Source organism: Paenibacillus silagei (genome assembly GCF_017874735.1).
Taxonomy (GTDB): Bacteria; Bacillota; Bacilli; order Paenibacillales; family Paenibacillaceae; genus Paenibacillus_AQ; species Paenibacillus_AQ silagei.
This window is the reverse complement of the sequence record NZ_JAGGLV010000040.1, coordinates 21,483-38,773: the sequence shown is the minus strand read 5'-3', so window position 1 is coordinate 38,773 and position 17,291 is coordinate 21,483. Positions and strand designations below refer to the sequence as shown.

General features: G+C 52.3%; 21 protein-coding genes, 12 tRNA genes and 1 rRNA gene. 32 read left to right on the top strand and 2 right to left on the bottom strand.

Annotated features, from left to right (window positions below; translation table 11 throughout):
* The 13 genes from rrf to J2Z70_RS32085 all read left to right on the top strand — a co-directional run.
* Positions 1 to 95: ribosomal RNA gene (gene rrf / locus J2Z70_RS32145) — 5S ribosomal RNA — on the top strand; the annotation flags it as partial.
* Between the two features lie 9 nt (positions 96 to 104).
* A tRNA-Asn gene (locus J2Z70_RS32140) sits at positions 105 to 180 on the top strand.
* 1 nt (position 181) lies between these two features.
* Positions 182 to 257, top strand: a tRNA-Thr gene (locus J2Z70_RS32135).
* 12 nt (positions 258 to 269) lie between these two features.
* A tRNA-Glu gene (locus J2Z70_RS32130) sits at positions 270 to 344 on the top strand.
* Positions 345 to 484: 140 nt separating this feature from the next.
* Positions 485 to 560: transfer RNA gene (locus J2Z70_RS32125), tRNA-Val, on the top strand.
* Positions 561 to 613: 53 nt separating this feature from the next.
* Positions 614 to 687: transfer RNA gene (locus J2Z70_RS32120), tRNA-Gln, on the top strand.
* 5 nt (positions 688 to 692) lie between these two features.
* Positions 693 to 765, top strand: a tRNA-Lys gene (locus J2Z70_RS32115).
* Positions 766 to 780: 15 nt separating this feature from the next.
* Positions 781 to 864: transfer RNA gene (locus J2Z70_RS32110), tRNA-Leu, on the top strand.
* A gap of 7 nt (positions 865 to 871) precedes the next feature.
* Positions 872 to 946, top strand: a tRNA-Gly gene (locus J2Z70_RS32105).
* Between the two features lie 8 nt (positions 947 to 954).
* Positions 955 to 1,031 (top strand) — tRNA-Arg (locus J2Z70_RS32100).
* A gap of 135 nt (positions 1,032 to 1,166) precedes the next feature.
* Positions 1,167 to 1,240: transfer RNA gene (locus J2Z70_RS32095), tRNA-Pro, on the top strand.
* A 17-nt stretch (positions 1,241 to 1,257) separates the two neighbouring features.
* Positions 1,258 to 1,331: transfer RNA gene (locus J2Z70_RS32090), tRNA-Gly, on the top strand.
* Positions 1,332 to 1,348: 17 nt separating this feature from the next.
* Positions 1,349 to 1,422, top strand: a tRNA-Pro gene (locus tag J2Z70_RS32085).
* Between the two features lie 80 nt (positions 1,423 to 1,502).
* On the opposite strand, the gene J2Z70_RS32080 is transcribed toward J2Z70_RS32085, so the two are convergent.
* Positions 1,503 to 1,916, bottom strand: a complete 414-nt coding sequence (locus J2Z70_RS32080; protein WP_036696270.1) for an ImmA/IrrE family metallo-endopeptidase — start codon at positions 1,914 to 1,916, stop codon at positions 1,503 to 1,505.
* Positions 1,917 to 1,961: 45 nt separating this feature from the next.
* A complete protein-coding gene (locus J2Z70_RS32075; protein WP_036724549.1) occupies positions 1,962 to 2,402 on the bottom strand; it encodes a helix-turn-helix domain-containing protein in 441 nt (146 codons plus the stop codon).
* Positions 2,403 to 2,700: 298 nt separating this feature from the next.
* Between J2Z70_RS32075 and J2Z70_RS32070 the strand changes: the two genes are divergently transcribed.
* From J2Z70_RS32070 to J2Z70_RS33790, 19 genes are all read left to right on the top strand, one after another.
* Positions 2,701 to 3,201, top strand: coding sequence for an ArpU family phage packaging/lysis transcriptional regulator (locus J2Z70_RS32070; protein WP_051477960.1), 501 nt, complete (start codon positions 2,701 to 2,703; stop codon positions 3,199 to 3,201).
* Between the two features lie 380 nt (positions 3,202 to 3,581).
* Positions 3,582 to 4,004 carry a phage tail terminator family protein gene (locus J2Z70_RS32065; protein ID WP_209879693.1) on the top strand — a complete coding sequence of 141 codons (423 nt, stop codon included), beginning with the start codon at positions 3,582 to 3,584 and terminating at the stop codon, positions 4,002 to 4,004.
* Positions 4,001 to 4,207 carry a hypothetical protein gene (locus tag J2Z70_RS32060; RefSeq protein ID WP_209879690.1) on the top strand — a complete coding sequence of 69 codons (207 nt, stop codon included), beginning with the start codon at positions 4,001 to 4,003 and terminating at the stop codon, positions 4,205 to 4,207. The genes J2Z70_RS32065 and J2Z70_RS32060 overlap by 4 nt, the downstream gene beginning before the upstream one ends.
* Entirely contained in the window at positions 4,207 to 5,529 is a 1,323-nt protein-coding gene (locus J2Z70_RS32055) for a phage tail sheath family protein (protein WP_209879687.1), read from the top strand. Before J2Z70_RS32060 ends, J2Z70_RS32055 begins: the two co-directional genes overlap by 1 nt.
* 1 nt (position 5,530) lies before the next feature.
* Positions 5,531 to 6,001, top strand: a complete 471-nt coding sequence (locus tag J2Z70_RS32050; protein ID WP_036724540.1) for a phage tail tube protein — start codon at positions 5,531 to 5,533, stop codon at positions 5,999 to 6,001.
* A gap of 169 nt (positions 6,002 to 6,170) precedes the next feature.
* Positions 6,171 to 6,593 carry a phage tail assembly chaperone gene (locus J2Z70_RS32045; protein WP_036724538.1) on the top strand — a complete coding sequence of 141 codons (423 nt, stop codon included), beginning with the start codon at positions 6,171 to 6,173 and terminating at the stop codon, positions 6,591 to 6,593.
* A gap of 192 nt (positions 6,594 to 6,785) precedes the next feature.
* Positions 6,786 to 8,771, top strand: a complete 1,986-nt coding sequence (locus tag J2Z70_RS32040) for a hypothetical protein (protein WP_209879684.1) — start codon at positions 6,786 to 6,788, stop codon at positions 8,769 to 8,771.
* A gap of 1 nt (position 8,772) precedes the next feature.
* Positions 8,773 to 9,519, top strand: a complete 747-nt coding sequence (locus tag J2Z70_RS32035; RefSeq protein WP_209879681.1) for a LysM peptidoglycan-binding domain-containing protein — start codon at positions 8,773 to 8,775, stop codon at positions 9,517 to 9,519.
* Between the two features lie 12 nt (positions 9,520 to 9,531).
* Positions 9,532 to 10,494 (top strand): XkdQ/YqbQ family protein, encoded by a 963-nt coding sequence (locus J2Z70_RS32030; RefSeq protein ID WP_209879678.1) that lies wholly within the window; start codon positions 9,532 to 9,534, stop codon positions 10,492 to 10,494.
* A 5-nt stretch (positions 10,495 to 10,499) separates the two neighbouring features.
* Positions 10,500 to 10,793, top strand: coding sequence for a DUF2577 domain-containing protein (locus J2Z70_RS32025; protein WP_209879675.1), 294 nt, complete (start codon positions 10,500 to 10,502; stop codon positions 10,791 to 10,793).
* Positions 10,790 to 11,218, top strand: coding sequence for a DUF2634 domain-containing protein (locus J2Z70_RS32020; protein WP_209879673.1), 429 nt, complete (start codon positions 10,790 to 10,792; stop codon positions 11,216 to 11,218). Before J2Z70_RS32025 ends, J2Z70_RS32020 begins: the two co-directional genes overlap by 4 nt.
* Positions 11,211 to 12,269, top strand: a complete 1,059-nt coding sequence (locus J2Z70_RS32015; RefSeq protein ID WP_209879670.1) for a baseplate J/gp47 family protein — start codon at positions 11,211 to 11,213, stop codon at positions 12,267 to 12,269. The genes J2Z70_RS32020 and J2Z70_RS32015 overlap by 8 nt, the downstream gene beginning before the upstream one ends.
* A 2-nt stretch (positions 12,270 to 12,271) precedes the next feature.
* Positions 12,272 to 12,685 (top strand): phosphoglucomutase, encoded by a 414-nt coding sequence (locus J2Z70_RS32010; protein WP_209879667.1) that lies wholly within the window; start codon positions 12,272 to 12,274, stop codon positions 12,683 to 12,685.
* Position 12,686: 1 nt separating this feature from the next.
* A complete protein-coding gene (locus J2Z70_RS32005) occupies positions 12,687 to 13,709 on the top strand; it encodes a DUF2793 domain-containing protein (RefSeq protein ID WP_209879664.1) in 1,023 nt (340 codons plus the stop codon).
* 12 nt (positions 13,710 to 13,721) lie between these two features.
* The gene (locus J2Z70_RS32000; RefSeq protein ID WP_209879661.1) at positions 13,722 to 14,057 is read left to right on the top strand and encodes a hyaluronate lyase N-terminal domain-containing protein; all 336 of its coding nucleotides are present in this window, start codon (positions 13,722 to 13,724) and stop codon (positions 14,055 to 14,057) included.
* 2 nt (positions 14,058 to 14,059) lie between these two features.
* Positions 14,060 to 14,671 (top strand): YmfQ family protein, encoded by a 612-nt coding sequence (locus J2Z70_RS31995; protein WP_209879658.1) that lies wholly within the window; start codon positions 14,060 to 14,062, stop codon positions 14,669 to 14,671.
* An 11-nt stretch (positions 14,672 to 14,682) separates the two neighbouring features.
* Complete coding sequence (locus J2Z70_RS31990; protein WP_209879655.1) at positions 14,683 to 16,515, top strand: C1q-like domain-containing protein; 1,833 nt, start codon at positions 14,683 to 14,685, stop codon at positions 16,513 to 16,515.
* Positions 16,516 to 16,531: 16 nt separating this feature from the next.
* The gene (locus J2Z70_RS31985) at positions 16,532 to 17,005 is read left to right on the top strand and encodes an XkdW family protein (RefSeq protein WP_209879652.1); all 474 of its coding nucleotides are present in this window, start codon (positions 16,532 to 16,534) and stop codon (positions 17,003 to 17,005) included.
* 56 nt (positions 17,006 to 17,061) lie between these two features.
* Positions 17,062 to 17,193 carry a hypothetical protein gene (locus J2Z70_RS33790; protein ID WP_268748809.1) on the top strand — a complete coding sequence of 44 codons (132 nt, stop codon included), beginning with the start codon at positions 17,062 to 17,064 and terminating at the stop codon, positions 17,191 to 17,193.
* The last annotated feature ends 98 nt before the right edge of the window (positions 17,194 to 17,291 follow it).

The following is a 17,291-nucleotide window of genomic DNA, read 5'->3' as shown; positions in this document are numbered from 1 at the left end:
TTCCACACGTACCCATCCCGAACACGACCGTTAAGCCCTCCAGCGCCGATGGTACTTGGACCGAAGGGTCCTGGGAGAGTAGGACGTTGCCAAGCGGACAATATTCCCTGATAGCTCAGTTGGTAGAGCACTCGACTGTTAATCGAGTTGTCACAGGTTCGAGTCCTGTTCGGGGAGCCATGCTCTCATAGCTCAGCAGGTAGAGTGCTTCCATGGTAAGGAAGAGGTCACCGGTTCGAATCCGGTTGAGAGCTCCACAAATTTTTTAAGGCCCGTTGGTCAAGGGGTTAAGACACCTCCCTTTCACGGAGGTAACATGGGTTCGAATCCCATACGGGTCACCATTTTTTATGGGATGAGAATTCCCTGGGTTCGTTGAAGGATAGGCTTCGTAAGGAATACTTCGCAATCTCGTAATGGAGTGAAGAGTATCCCATACGGGTCACCATTTTTAACTAGTACCCTTATTAGTCACCATACATATGGAGGCTTAGCTCAGCTGGGAGAGCATCTGCCTTACAAGCAGAGGGTCGGGGGTTCGAACCCCTCAGCCTCCACCATAATGTTCTTGATATTTGAGGGAGATTGTGGGCATTATATAGGTATCTATTGTAGGGGATTCGCCAAGTGGTAAGGCAACGGACTCTGACTCCGTCATCATAGGTTCGAATCCTATATCCCCTGCCAAATATGAGCCATTAGCTCAGTTGGTAGAGCACCTGACTTTTAATCAGGGTGTCGAAGGTTCGAGTCCTTCATGGCTCACTTTTATTGATTCATGCGCGTGTGGCGGAATGGCAGACGCACCAGACTTAGGATCTGGCGTCGTAAGACGTGGGGGTTCAAGTCCCTTCACGCGCACCACTTATTTGCGGACGTGGCTCAGCGGTAGAGCATCGCCTTGCCAAGGCGAGGGTCGCGGGTTCGATTCCCGTCGTCCGCTCCAAATTTTTTGCGCCCTTAGCTCAGCTGGATAGAGCGTTTGACTACGAATCAAAAGGTCGGGAGTTCGAATCTCTCAGGGCGCGCCATTATTACTTCTTGAATATTCAAAGTGTCCTCTAGATTCGAACGAGTTCGTTGGAGCATAGGCTTCGATAGGATTACTTCGCAATCGGATGCGCAGCATCCGTATCTCTCAGGGCGCGCCATTATTACTTCATTAACGGGATGTAGCTCAGCTTGGTAGAGCACCTGGTTTGGGACCAGGGGGTCGCATGTTCAAATCGTGTCATCCCGATATTTCATTTCACCTATGCGGGTGTAGTTCAATGGTAGAACTTCAGCCTTCCAAGCTGATAGCGTGGGTTCGATTCCCATCACCCGCTCCATAATAATCTCATAGTTTCGGGATGTAGCTCAGCTTGGTAGAGCACCTGGTTTGGGACCAGGGGGTCGCATGTTCAAATCGTGTCATCCCGATCGAACAGCTTATGGCTGGTCAATGAACTCTTACTGCGGTAAGAGTTTTTTGTTGCGTCATTAAAGGAACGTATGTTCCTTTAATCGTCTAAAAAAAAGACAACCTCAGCCGGGATGCCAATCCTTGCATAATAGCTCTGTAGGGACTCATCCTGCTCAATGGCAGTGCCGACCGATAGCAGCTTAACCGCGAACAGGTTAGCCTGCCGCTCCAGCTTGCCTGGCGAGAAATAGGAATTCTCCTCCAGAAAAAAACGGTTGACCCCTTTGTGCAGACGGTCATGCGCGAGTTCATGGGCGCATACGAATCGTTGCCACTCCAGCGGCAGCTGGTTATGAATGACGATGAACCTTCTTCTTAACTTCCGATAGTAGAGGCCCTTGGTGCCGTCACCCAGATGCATGAACCGGATGTGAATCCCCAGTGCTTCAGCCAGCTCGAAGGGGCTGCTGGTATTGTATTTTTTGACCAAACGCTTGATTAGCTCATCCATATTCTTCACCCGCAGCATGTTAATAGTAGTTAGATTGCCTGGTACTTACTCCTTGCCTGGATCGTGCTTGGGCTTGGTCCGCTTGTTCATCTGCTTCGCCTCCCAGAACAGGCCGGTTAATACGTCCTTGATCCGCTGCTTATCCTCCTTGTTCAGGGGAATTCCGTCAAACATCAGCTCACCATCATCCTCGAGCATTTGGCGGAAGTCACGCTTATCCTTGCTGGTAGCCCAGGCAGGCACAGCGCCCTCTGTACTGCTCTCCGTCTCGGTTAAATAACCGGCATGGCCCATCAGCTCCTCGTACGACACATCGGTCGCTTCAGCAATCTTACGCAGGGTAGCCGGCTTGGGGACACCCCGTAATCCATTCTCGATTCGTGAGATTTGGGCTCCACTGATACCGGCAAGCGCTGCCAGCTGATTAATGGTCAATCCCTTTCCTTCCCGAAGCTGTCTCAGATAGTATCCGAATTCCTCTGCCATCGATAACCACTCCTTATCCCTAATCACCTAAAAAGCTGTTGTACTTACTATAAGCTATTTATGCCAATAGGTAAACAATAAAGAGTCTATTATTGCCAAAAGGTAAGAACGGGCATGCATTTAGCTTGTTTGTGCTGCAAAACGGGCTAAAATGAGGTTTTACTGAATTGGTAGATAAGTGGTATATTATGAAAAAAGGCGAACAGTATACGAACAAGTAGAATTTTAACACATTTGGCCGGAAAGGTCCGCAACAAAGTTCTTAAATCTGTATAACATCTAAGGAGTGGTATAAATGATGATTCTATCTTCGCTGCCCGAGCTTGACCGCCGCCGAACTCAGGTCACTATAGAGAATATGCTGGAGAAGTACCGGATTTTCAAATCTGTAACGTTTGAGGCTAAAGAGGCCGGGATTACGTACTCCTATACGGAACGGTTCCATGGCGCAACCCATACGGTTACTGATCAGACAGCAGCGATTGCTACGCATAATGTAGATGTGCCTGCTGCAAGACGGGCGTACTGTGCTGTGATTGATTCGGTTGTAGAGCGGCTTACCCAGAGGGAACAGCAACTGGTGCGGGAGAGATATATGCGCAGAGAGGAGAGCTACGACTACACTATCTATAATCATGTGTTCGATCCTCCGGTGAGCAAGGATACTTATGTGAAAATAAGGTCGAAGGCGTTCTATAAGATGGCGCTGGCGCTCGCTGATCTGCAGCTGTTGTCTCTGGCTACGCTCACGAAGACCCCCGCTGGTGGGAACCTGCCTAAGGAGCAGAAATCCTTTTGACAACATGCAGCTACCATATGTAATCGACATGGCCGTATTGCCCTCTTTGGGTGATGCGGCTTTTTGTTTCAGATGAGGGGACCGCCTTTTACCATCCCTAGTACCACCGGAAGTTATCGCTAATTCCTCTGTAATAGCGCCTGCGCAAGGTCTCAGGGGGTCTATGATTATAACATGGCAAATGAAGCAGAAGGACACCGCAGGAGCATGAATGTTCCACCTCATCGAAGCCTAAGACAGGCCGGCAGACAAGCGCGGTGAAAGCTCCTTCGGTCATTGCCGGATACAAGACGGGTCCTATTCTTCCTGAATCGAATCCGCAGGTGACTTCAAGAAAGGCAGGAGGGATTACCACATCTAATCATGAGAGGAATGAAATCATGACGGTACAACATCTACGGGGGAATATCACTGCTGCGCTGGGGCAGTTTTTCCCGGATATTCCTGTCTATGTGGAAGGGGAGAAGCCGCAGTCAGCCTACTTCAGGCTGGAGCTGCTCTCGGCAACCTACGACAGGCAGCGTGAAGGAAGATACATGGCGATCTACCGCTTCGGTATCCGCTATGAGCAAGGAAGTCTGCTGGACGCAGAGGCTATGGCTGACGGGCTCTGTGAGGCGCTGGACGCAAGAGAAAGTGTTAATCCCGCTTATCGGGTGGTGCGCCAGTCCTGGGTAGCCGGAGCAGAGGAACGGGGAGCGCTGTTCACCGTGGACTATATGCTCTATCTCCAGAAGCAGAAGCAGCCGGAGGAAGAGGCAGAGCTGATGGGACACTTCACAGAAGGGGCGCGGCTAAAATGAGTTCTAAGGAAATGGCGGCAATTGAGCAGGAACGCGGAAGCGGGAAACCGGATGCTTTTGGGAAAAAGCAGATCAGGGGCTCAGCCCTTTTTGGGCCTAAGGAAAAGGATGTACTGGAGGTAGTTCTGCAAGAGGACGGGAGCTACACCTTGGAAGAGGCTAAGCACTTAATGGAGCGTTATCTAAATAAGGAGGTTATCTAATGGCTGGAGGAACATGGACAACACAAAACAAGGTGCGTCCGGGGGTATACGTAAATGTGGCCTCGAACGGCATTGTGGCAGGTAAAATGGGGGAACGCGGTACGGCTGCCTTGGCACTTGCACTGCCTTGGGGGCCTGCGGGAGTCATTCTAAAGCTTACGGCACAGGATGATTTCCAGCAAAAGCTGGGTTATGATCTCACGGCAGCAGAGCTGCTGCCGGTAAGAGAGGTGCTGAAGCGGGCAGGCACACTGTTGCTCTACCGTCTGAATCAGGGTGTGAAGGCTGCTGTGACCAATAACGGAATTCAGGCGACTGCGCGGTATGGCGGAGAACGCGGGAATGCGCTTAAGGTAGTGATCGAGAAGAATATCGATGACACTACTCAGTTCGATGTCCGGACGCTGCTGGACGAGACAGAAGTGGACAAGCAGACGGTAAGCGCTGCTTCCGGTCTGGCTGCGAACGATTATGTAGAATTTAAGCCGAATGAAGCCGGTGCGCTGACGGTGACCGCTGGACTGCCGCTGGCAGGCGGGGCGAATGGTACGGTTACGAATGCGGAGCATAGTGCGTTCTTGTCGGCACTGGAGGTTCAGGATTTCCAGACGGTAGGTCTGGTATCGCAGGATAACACGCTGAAGTCGCTGTATAGCGCCTATGTGAAGCGTCTGCGTAATACGGAAGGCAAGAAGGTGCAGGCGGTCTTGTCCGATTACGCTACGGCTGACCATGAGGGCATCATCAGTGTGGCGAACGGCGTCATTTTGAGTGATGGAACGGTAGTGGATAAAGCTCATGCCGTAGCTTGGGTTGCGGGGGCAACTGCCGCTGCTGCTGTGAACGAATCTCTGACTTATCAGGCCTATGACGATGCTGTAGATGCGGATGTGCGTTTCAGCCATTCCGAGACTGTAGAAGCGCTCACAGACGGAGAACTGCTCTTCACCTATAGCGGAGGCCGGGCTGTAGTAGAGCAGGATATCAACACGTTCACCTCCTTCTCCACGGACAAAGGCAAGGCCTTCTCCAAGAACCGCGTGCTGCGCGTGCTGGATGGGATCGCTGGAGATTTGAAGCGGATTTTTGAGAGCTACTTCATTGGCAAATTGCCGAATAATGAGGACGGGCGCGCGCTGTTCTGGTCGCAGTGCGTCACTTATATGAATGATCTGCAGAACCTTGGTGCGATTGAGAACTTCAATGCACAGAGCGATATTGTAGTGACTCCTGGAGCAGACAGTGACAGCGTAGTGCTGGAGGTAGCTGTGAAGCCGGTAGATTCCGTAGAAAAAGTATATATGAAAGTGAAGGTGGTCTAAGATGACATTCTTGAGAGCCAGCGATACGCTGTCCGGCCAGGAGGGCCGGGCGTATGCCACGATTAACGGACAGACGGAAGAAATGTTCTATGTTAAAACCCTGGAAGCCACTGTAGAGAAGCAGAAGGCGGAAGTGAAGACGCTTGGACGCCGCGGGGTGCAGCATAAGGCGACCGGCTGGTCGGGCAGCGGTACGATGACAATTTTTTATATGACGAGCCGTTTCCGCCAGATGATGCTGGAGTACATGAAGACCGGGATTGACCAATATTTCAGCATTATCGTGACCAATGAAGATCCGTCCTCAACCGTGGGCGCTCAGCGCATCATGCTGAAGGATGTCAACCTGGACAGTGTCATTATGGCTTCTCTGGATACGGAGTCGGATGCGCTGGAGGAAGAGGTTGCTTTTACCTTCGAGGATGTGGAATTGGTGCAGCCCTTCGCGGCTCCGGCAAATGCCGGCCAATAAGGCATAAGCGGGCTATCCGCAGGTTGTAAAAGAGTAAATGACTGAATAAGTTGGGGGGCTCCCGCAAAGTATCTGGACGATCACTAAAGAAGTCATAGCCGCTGTGCGGCGGTATTCTGCGGCGGGCCTCTTCGCTGCCCTAACACAATAAGAATCCGGGAGGAACGACATGAGTGAATTAAGTTTGTTTTTTGCGCAAAATGCGGCTTGTGATACAACAGAGGAATTTGCGGTCTCGCTGCGGTTCAAGGACAAGGAAGGTAACCCTGCCGTCTGGAAGCTGCGCAGTATGAATGAGGAAGAGAACCAGGAATGCCGTAAGGCAGCCACCCGCAAGGTCAAGGGAAAGAACGGCACCTACACTACGGACATCGATCCCAATGAATATATGGCGAAGCTGATGACGGCAAGCATTGTGCATCCGGATCTGAAGAATACGGAGCTTCAACGCTCCTACGGGGTGATGGGTGCCGAATCGCTGCTGCGCAAAATGCTGCTGCCCGGAGAATTCGCTGCGCTTGGAGAGCGGGTACAGGCCCTGAACGGCTTCGCCACAGATATGAACGAGCTGGTGGATGAAGTAAAAAACTAATCAACGAGGGCGATGGTGAGGCGAATCTGGCCTACTACGCCCTCCATGAGCTGCATATTCTCCCGCATGAGCTGATGAAGCTCTCCGTCCGCGAACGCGCGGCGATCTATGCCATGATCTCTGTACGTGTGGACAAGGAGAAGCGGGAGCGCGCTCGGAGCAAGGGGAAGAAGAGATGAAGGGGGTGAATGAATGGAAATCGATAGCTCCAAAGCAGTCATTATCTCGCGCAGGTCGGTTACGATCTGGAAAGCCGTCCACAAACAAAGCCTGCGGATGAATAATAATCTCGACATGGTTAACCGGTCGGTAAAAGGTTTTCAGGCGGCGGTGAAACGTTCCAGTGAACAAATCATCCGTTCAGAGGATCGGATCATTCAATCCTTGCAACAGATTAATGACACGCTGCTGGAAGGCTTCAAACGGCTGCCTGTAAAAGTGGATGTGTCCAGAACAGTGGTGATGCAGCAAAGCCAAAGGGCTGCGCAATCCCAGCAGTTGGGGGTCCGAATGCTTACCGCCGCGCCTGCTGTAGAGGAGCCTGAGAAAAAAAAGCCCGAGCCCAAAGAGGTGAAGTGGTGGGAGGGCCTCAAGGAAAAAGAAAAAAAGGAAGAGGAAGAGAAGAAATCTGAGGTGAAAAAAGAGGATGTTAAACCGCCAGTGGTGAAACCTGAGGTTCTTCCGAAACCGAAAATCAACTTGAGGAAAGACCCTTTGCCTCCTCCAGTACCACCAGCGCCACCGGTGCCGCCTACACCGCCAGCACCCAAACAGGATTCAAAGATCATGAAGTTCCTCAAAACGGCTGATGTGGTTACGCCTTTTAACGCGATTAAATCCTTTGGGGAGAAGGCTGTGAAGGAAGCTGCACAGCCGGGAGATATTGAGAAATGGAACGTGATGAACGAGAATATTGACAATGCGCTCGGACAGATTGGTGCTAAGGCTCTAGGTGCTCTGCGGCCGGTAATGGATACGATTAACACAGCATTAACTTCAGGGCAGCTAGCGCCGCTTATTGATGCGATGGCTAACGGGTTTCTTTTCATAGCGAATGTGATCTCAATGGTGGTTAATGGATTGTTATGGCTGGCTCAAGTAGTTCAGGATAACTGGTCATTTATTAAGCCGATCCTGGAAGCGATAGCTGTTGTTTTCCTGGCAGCCATGATTGTTCAGGTCTATATGCTGGCTGCCGCCTGGCTGGTGGCAAACTGGCCTATCTTAATCGTCATTGCCGTGATCGCAGTCTTATTGATGATTCTGCAGCATCTTGGCGTCTCGGCGGGTGAGGTGGTTGGATTTATCGTGGGATCGTTCTACTATCTGGCTGCAGTTGTGCAGAATATAGCCATTGGTATCCAGAATTTTTTCACTTTGGCTGGCGATGTATTAGTTTATATATTTAATTCGGCGGTCAATAAAGTGCAGGGATTCTTTTATGGTCTTGCCGCTGGTGCGCTGGATGTTATGTATAGTATTGCTGTAGGCGCAGAAGGATTTGCTGGAGGATTTATGAAGGTAATGGCTAAGGCTATTCAGTGGGTGCTCGACAAATTCAACTCGCTGGTTGATATGCTGAGCAACATTCCATTCTTCGACACATTAGGGATCAGCAAGGTCAAAATAGATGTAGAGGAACCCGAGACTCCTCATGGTGCCAGTGATATTATTGCTAAATACCGCCAAGGGCTTGAGGCATATAAACCTGCAGACAAAGTTGTCTTGGAATTATCCAAGCAGATAGATTATAAGGATACCAGTGCAGCTTTTGATAAGGGTAAGCAAACAGGAATAAATGGCATGAACAAATTCATGGATAAGGGACAACAAATGGTGGATAAAGCCACTGAGCTTACTACCCCTAAGTCTCCTAAGAATATCCCGGGAGGTTCCACTGGAGTTATAGCCAATCAAACTGGCAGCCTGAACAACGTCAACAAGGTGGGCGAGGTAGGCAAAATCAGGGATAAGGTCGATATCTCCAGTGATGATCTGGATATGCTGCGGGAGCTGGCGGAGATTCAGTCGATTCAGAATTTTGTCGAGCTGACGCCAACGGTGCAGGTAACAACTGGGAATATTAATAATTCCGGCGATATTGACTCCATCATTACGAAGATCGGGCAAAAGCTGAAAGAGGAGTTCGTCTCTACGGCGCAGGGGGTGTACACGTAACATGGAGGAGTATGGATTCTATCTTAGCTTCAACAACTATGAAGAGGTAATCCGGCTTCCGGTGAACCCTGAGACGCTGGAGATCAAGGAGAACAGCGATGGCAAAAGCTATACCATAGTGGATTTCGGTGAAATCAATGCGATTGCTTATCCGAAGCTGACGGAGATTACGATTGAGAGTATGTTTCCGGCACAGTATTATCCGTTCGTGGTGTACTCCGGCGAGAATGCCGGTAAGCTGCTGAAGCCCTATGAGTATGTAGAGCTAATCCGCAAATGGATGCTCAGCCGCAGGCCGGTCCGGTTTGTTTTCTCAGGGCTGAAATCGGCGAACGTGCAGAATACGCAGACCCCAGACTGGCTGAAGCAGGCCAGGGCACAGGCGCAGCAGGCTTTTACCGGGGATATTGGCATTAATATGGCGGTCAGTATTGAGAACTTCTCCTGGAAGCTGAGTGCGGGGTCCTCGGGGGATATCGATTATACACTTGGACTCAAAAAGTATGTGTTCTATCAGGCTCTGGCTGTGAAGGTGGGCAGCACCGGTGAAGTGAAGAAGCAGCAGAAGCGGGCAAGCGAAAAGGCAGCACCTGCTACCTATACACTCAAAGCCGGGGATACGCTCTGGTCGGTGGCCCAAAAGCTGCTCGGTGACGGCAGTAAATCCAAAACGCTGCAAAAGCTGAACAATATCACGGACAGTGAACTGAAGAAGCTCAAAATTGGCCGAGTGATCAAGCTGTCTTAGGAGGCCGTGGCGATGGAATTAATCATAATTAATAAGGAAGGCGCCATCTGGAATATTGCCGGAATCGTTACGGATATCACGTGGAAAACCACCCGGACCGGCAAGCCTGCGACGCTTGAGCTTACGCTGGTGGACAGCGGTATGTATCAGCATAAAAAGTTCGCGATCAGCAACGGGGATATTGTGCAGTTCCGCAGAGACGGAGTCGATGTATTCTACGGCTTCGTTTTCAGCATCGACACGGGGGCGAATCAGGAGATCAAGCTGACGGCGTACGATCAGATCCGCTATCTGCTGGGCAATGGCAGTTATGTGCTTCAGGACGTTACTGCGGCTGAGGTGATCAGCACCATTGCCAAAGACCGCGGCTTGCGGCTTGGATTACTGGAACCGGCGGAGTACAAGATCCCCTCGCTGATCGAAGACAGCAAAAAGCTGCTCGATATTATTATGGGTGCGGTCGGCAGTGAGCTGCAGTATAAGGGCCATCTGATGGCGTTCTATGATGATTTTGGCAAGCTGACGCTGCGCAGTCCGCAGTCCATGCTGCTGAAGGTGATTCTGGGGGCAGGCCATTACCTGTATGATTATTCGCTGAAAAGAAGCATCGACGATAATACGTACAATACGATTCTGCTCTACCAGGACAACGAAAAGACCGGCAAACGCGAGTTCTATCCGGTCACAGATAAAGAAAATGTAAAGCGCTGGGGTATCCTGCATCTCTACCAGAAGGCGGACGATAATGCGAATGCTGCGCAGATTCAGGAAAAGGCAGGCAATCTGCTTAAGCAGCATAACCGTGAAAAGGTCAGTCTCTCTGTGCAGGCTATTGGCGATATACGGGTGAGGGCGGGGAACTTCATCTATGTGCTGCTGGATGAATTCCAGACGCAGCTGTTCCTGGTGGATCAATGCAGCCATAAAATTTCCGGAGGGGAGCATACGATGTCCCTAGACATTAAGGTGGTGTAGACAACATGCTCGATATTATTAAACAGGCAAGCCTCGGGGCCGTATCGAATACGAATCCGGTGGCTTTGTCTTATGGGACAGTGGTTCTGGCACAGCCGCTGCAGATTCAGGTGGAGCAGCGGCTGCTGCTGACAGGAGCCGCACTGGTGGTGGTTGAATCCGTGATGGAGAGCAAGGCTGTGATCGAAGGCCGGGAGATCCTGCTGCGCCGTGGACTTGAAGCGGGAGACCGCGTGCTGCTCGTGCGGATGCAAGGCGGACAGAGCTATATTGTCCTCGATCGGCTGGTGGACCTATGATTCCGGCGATAGGCAGATCCGGTCCGGTGACGGGAGCGCTGGAAGGGAATGTGACCGCTCCGGGGAATGCTCCGAGCTTGACGTACCGGATGGACTGGGATCGCGGGCGGATCGGCGGGCAGGTAGACGGGCTTGAAGCGGTGAAGCAGGCAGCAATTAAGGTGCTGCAGACCAGCCGTTATGAGCATCTGATCTATAGCACGGACTACGGAACGGAGTGGAAGCTGGTGCTGGGTCAGGACAGGCTGCTGGCCCGGCCGGAGCTGCGCCGCCTGATCAGCGATGCGCTGCTTCAGGATGAGCGGATTCAGGCGCTTGAGGATGTAGAGATTTTTTTTGACGGAGATATGGTTAGCTTCAGCTGTACCGCTGTCACGATATATGGTGATGTGGAGCTGAGAAAGGAAGGGATTGGCAATGTATGAGGATCAGACGTACGAGGCCCTGCTGGAACGCATGCTGGATCGTGTGCCAGAGGGGCTGGATAAGCGCGAGGGAAGTATTATCTATGATGCGCTTGCGCCGGCGGCGGCTGAAATGGCCCAGATGTATCTGGAGCTTGAGGTCAGCAATAATCTGTTCTTCCCGGATACGGCAGACGGCGAATATCTGGAACGAACCATTGCCTGGACGGGACTGAAGCGTCATCCGGCAGGCAAAGCGCAGCTGGGCGCGAGGTTCTATACCAGCGGCGAACAGCCTCTGGACATTCCGCTGGGCAGCCGTTTCTCCCTGGGACTGCTTCATTATAGTGCGGCGGAGAAGCTGGCTCCCGGGACGTACCGCCTGGAGAGCGAAGCTGCCGGGGCTGAGGGGAATCAGTATTCAGGCGCGCTGCTGCCGATTGATTATATCCCGGGACTGGCCCGGGGGGAGATTACGGGCCTGCTGGTTCCGGGGACGGATGCGGAGCCGGATGAAGCGCTGCGGCAGCGGTACTTCGATTCGGCCCGGCGGCCTGCAACGAGCGGCAATAAATATCATTATATGGAGTGGGCGCAGCAGATTCAGGGCGTAGGGGGAGCGCGGGTCTTCCCGCTATGGGCCGGACCAAAGACGGTCAAGGTGGTCATTGTGAACGCGGAGCATCAGCCCGCCTCCCCGCTGCTGGTCTCCCAGGTGCAGCAGTTCATTGATCCTGCGCCGGGTCTTGGCGAGGGCCAGGCTCCGGTGGGAGCGGTGGTAACGGTGGCATCAGCCACAGGCAAGGTGGTTGATGTCTCAGCTAAGGTTACGCTCGCTGCCGGCTATGCGCTGCAGCCGGTTATTCAAGCTTTTACCGCGCTCCTGGAGAAGTATCGTAAGGAGAAGGCTTTTGCTGCTACCTATATCAGTCAATCGGTCATTGGCGCATTGCTGCTGAATACGGAGGGCGTAGTGGACTATAGCGGGCTGAAGCTGAACGGCGGGACGGCAAATATCCCTCTGCTGGAGACAGAAGTGCCGCTGTTCGGCAATGTCGTACTGGAGGTGTAGGTATGGGATATCCGGAGCAAATCGATGTCTTTCAGGATAAGCTGAACAAAAAGGCAAATGGCGGCAGTCATGTTGTAGAGGAGAAGCTTCGGCTTACAGGTGGTGCATTCAGCGGATTGCTGGCCCACGACAATATTAACAATCAGACGCTTGCCGTGTACACAGGCTCCCGCTTCAGCGGGACAGAGGTACGGAATTACTCGGTCTCTTTCCCGGACGAGGCTCCTTGGCGGCGGCTCATTAACATCTATGCGGATGTGCCCGAAGTCTATGTGACTTACGAGACACCGGGAGACACTGTGGAAGCGGATGATGTGAACCAGTTACAGGGCGGGCTTACGGCTACGCAGCGTGAACTGGAGCGGTATAAACAGGCCGGTCTGATTGACGGCGGATCTTTTAGAAGAGAGGTGTAATATGGCACAGACCATTCAGGTCAAACGTGGTACCCGGGCCGAGCTGTCCACTTACGGGATGCTGAAGGCGGGCGAAATGGGCTTTTGTACAGATACGAAGGAGGTCTATATCGGAGACGGTAGCTCCAACTCCATGGTGGGCCGGGCCTTGTCCGGTCCCGAAGCTTCGCGTCCTGCGGCAGCCTCGGCGGGGCGTCTATACTATGTGAGCAGCGGGAGTAACAACGGGTATTTGTATTTCGATGACGGGGCCGCCTGGCGCCGGGTCAATGCGCAGAAATTAACAGATGTGAGCGGAACGGTGGACGATATCGCTGACGGCTCCACATATGCCAAGGTGCTCAAGGCGGATCTTACAGCAGGGCATCCCAATAAAGTGTCGGACGGCACGAATTCGAAGACTGCCGCAGAAATTGCAACGCATCTTAACGATGCCGCGAAGCACAGGGTTATCAACGATGGCGGGTCGACGATTACAGACCTGTGGTCCGCGCAAAAAATCAAAAACGAAATCGAGCTGGCCAAGCATAATATTGAGCCGCAGGCTTCGGTGAAGGATCAGAACTTGACGGCTCCACCATCCAGTCCTGCGGAAGCTGACCGGTATATCATTCCTTCCGGCGCAACCGGCGTCTGGGCAGGTAAAACCAGTCAGATTGCGGAATATGCCGCAGGTGCCTGGGCTTATTATGTTCCGGCTGTCGGCTGGACGGCCTATGTGGACGATGAGCAGAAGATCTACAGCTGGAACGGGAGCGCCTGGGTGCGGACGGGCGGCGCGCTGCAGACGATCACGGCTGGGAATGGTCTTACCGGCGGCGGGCAGGCGGACAGTGTCACGCTGACCGTCGGGGCAGGCAACGGGATCATTGTCGGCTCAACCAGTGTTGCGGCCAAGCCGGGTAAGGGTATTCTGGTAAACTCGACGGGGATTGAGGTCAACATTGACGGCTCAAGTATCGTCTACGATTCGGCCAATGGCAACCAGCTCACGGTAAGCACTATCGATGGCGGAACATTCTAGGAGGCGGTGACCATGGCACGGAAGACATTGATTCAAATCCGCCGCGGCCTGGAGAGTGCGCTGGGTACGCTAGCCGCAGGCGAGCTGGGCTACTGCACGGATAGCGGCAAGCTGTTCATCGGCAGCGGCAGCAGCAATATGCTGCTGGCGGCAGGCCAAAGCACAGGCGATATGCTGAAAAGCATCTACGACACGAATAACAACGGTAAAGTCGATTATGCCCAGGCTGCGGATACGGTTCCGTGGTCAGGGGTGGACGGCAAGCCTACTGTCTATCCGGCAGCTGCACATACCCATGATTATATGCCCAAGGGTCCGCTGACCTGGAACCAGCTGAAGGGGGTGTAGCTGTGGCTTATGGAGACAGTATATATGGCGTTGTGGCATATTCGGCAGATGATGTGACAGGGGAAGGGCCGGAGATTACCGCTCCCGATCTAATGAAATACCTGCCCGAGTATTATCAGGGCGTGCCTGAGATGGAGGCTGTGCAGGCCAGCGCCGGTGCAGCTTGCGGTGAAGTGGCTTATGCCATGGCCGACAGTGACGATCAGAAGACGCTGGAGTCGGCTACCTGGGGGCTGTCCCGCTGGGAGCGGATGCTGGGACTGGCCTCAGATCCGAACAAGTCCTACGCCACCCGCCGGGAGATGATCAAGGCCAAGCTGCGGGGCAGTGGAACAACTACGCCGGAGATGATCCGGCGGACGGCGTCTGCTTTTTCCGGCGGGGATGTGGAGGTAGTCGAGGTGCCCGAAGCGTACAGCTTCGAGGTGCGCTTCGTCGGCACGCTGGGCATCCCGGCCAATATGGCAGGTCTGATTCAGATCATGGAAGAGATTAAGCCGGCCCATCTGGATTACAGCTTCGTGTACAGCTACACCTGGTGGGACTCCTTGAAGTCCCTCTCCTGGAACGGTGCGCACGGCAAGACCTGGAATGAACTAAGAGTATATGAATAGGAGTGTGAGCGATGAAAACAACGGGTAATCTGGGGCTGAAAAAGCCCGATGGTACAGACATTGTAGATATCACCGACCTGAACGGCAATATGGATATTCTGGACACCGCCGTCAAGGCCGCACAGGATCACGCCGCGGATGCGGTCAAGCACATCACAGCCGCGGAGCGCACCGCATGGAACGCCAAGGCGTCTACTGCGGTTGCGACCACGACTGCTGCGGGGCTGATGGCCGGAGCGGACAAGTCGAAGCTGGACAGTGTGGCGCAGGGTGCTAATAATTATGTGCATCCTAACCATACTGGGGATGTAACGAGTTCTTCGGATGGCGTGACGGCAATTGCTCCTGGAGTGATTGTGAATGCGGATGTTAATGCGTCGGCGGGGATTGATGCTTCGAAGATTGGGACGGGGGTTGTGTCGAATGCCGAGTTTGGATATTTGGATGGGGTGACTGGTAATGTACAGTCCCAACTAGATAACCGACCCCAACTGAATAGTAATAACACGTTCACGAATAACCAAAAAATCATTTCTACGGCTGGTATTAACACATCCCCAGCTCTTTCTATTGAGGGGGTTACATTTAACGCTGCATTGCAAATCAAGAACACAACCCCATCGACCGGGAAAAGATATTCCTTGTATTCATATAACGGTGGAGATTTTGCCATCGTAAATGAAACGGATGCATACGCCGTAGCTCAAGTTGATGGTGCTTCTAAGGTATGGATGATCCCGGGTGGCGTGAAATCGCCAAACGTTCCGAATCAGACTACGGCTGATATTACCTACTATGTCCGGACGGATGGGAATGATGGGAATACGGGGCTGGGGAATACGGCGGGTGGGGCGTTCAAAACGATAGGCAGAGCAGTTAATGCGATTCCAAAAATGGCTAATCATACCGTAAATATCAATGTGGCGGCAGGGAGTTATGCTGAAGCGGTTGTTATCACAGGTTTTGTTACATCAGACTTGTTTGCTCTTACCGCTTCGGGAAATGTGAGCGTGACCTCTATAGAGGTCAACAACAGTCATGGGGTCTTTGTAATTAAGGGATTTACAGCAACGTCTACGACAGCGGTGGGAGCTTTTAAAGTTTCTGCCTCCAGGCGCGTTGTGTTTGAATCTTGTGTAGTCACTACACAAAGCGCACAAGCCGGATTATATGTAAGTGCCTCAGATGTTTTCGTTGATCGTTGTAACGTATCGAATCGCGGCAATGCTGTAGTGATTCTGGCAGAATGTGTTGCTTATGCATCGAACAATACAGGCGTGAATAATGGTGCTGCATATCTGTCCGGTTTCGCCTCCTACTTTGGGTATTCAGGCACAGTTCCGGCTGGTAATATGGTGGCACAGGATGGAGGTATGCTTGTTCCAGGAATGGGTGTACTCAACCCATGGGGAGATAACAATACTCAGTCACGTACCGGGGCTGCGGGTGGTTCAACTGCTGCACAGAATATGGTTTCTAACACAATGACCAAGCTAGTGTATAACGGAAAATACTTTGACTATTTAAATGAATGGAATCCAGCTACAGGGACGTTCACGCCTAGTCGCACAGGGATGTATACGTTCGACATCTTGTGCTCACTTCAAGGAGTGCCTGACGGGGTTGTCATTAGTTTGCACATGTTTAAAAACGGCGCCGAAGATCAGTGTATAGGTCGTAATACTAATTCAGGTTCGTCGGTTTCGGTGACTTCAGGACATGTGACAACAGATTTAACGGCTGGTCAACCTGTTAGTATTTATCTCCACCAGAGTCATTCAAGCGGCTTGTCCACAACAGGCAGTAATTTGTACAATTGGTTCAGGGTAGCGAGAGTATCTTAAGAAGGAGGGTCAAGATATGAATATAGCTCTATCAATCATGCATCTATATCCAACTGCAGTCTCATTACATGACTTCATCGTCCAAGACAACGGCCCAGAACCCGTCCTGCGGCCAGGAGCCGAAACTAAAGGCCAGGTACGCTACGAGATCAAGCTGCCAGAAATCGGCGAACAACCCGTAGAAGGCGTCCACTACCGCCATGGCATTGACTACAATCTGCTGACCGAAGGCGAGGATTATGATCTCGTAGAACGCGGCCCGCATATCGCCGTCTGGAATCTGGACGCGCCACAGCCGACAGAGGCTGAATTGCAGGCAGCGTGGGAAGCGTACCAGGAGGCTGAGGCCAACAAGCCGCCGGTACTGACAGAGCTGGAGCAGTTGCAGCAAGAGAATCTGTGGCTAAAGGCGCAGAATAACGCGCTCAGCGAACGGGCGGATTTCATTGAGGATCTCATTGCGGAGATGGCCACGCAAATCTACACGTAATCGTTCAACGGGTCTAACCTGCGCATTACCTCTATAATAGAAAGGTGGTGAGAGCAATGGCATTGTTTTTTGCACAACGCGTCACGCTGGGGAAGACGAAGTATAGCGAGGTTCCCTCTACGCTGAAGCCTGCCGTCAAGGAGATTCTGGTAGAGAATGGACTTACGTTTCTTGTAACTGAAGAGTAGATTGCCAAAGGAGCCGCTGAGGGCGTTTTTATTTTGCCCTCGGACCCGTCCGGGGGCTATATATGACGATGAAGCTTCAAGTTTAAATCTTAAGTGCG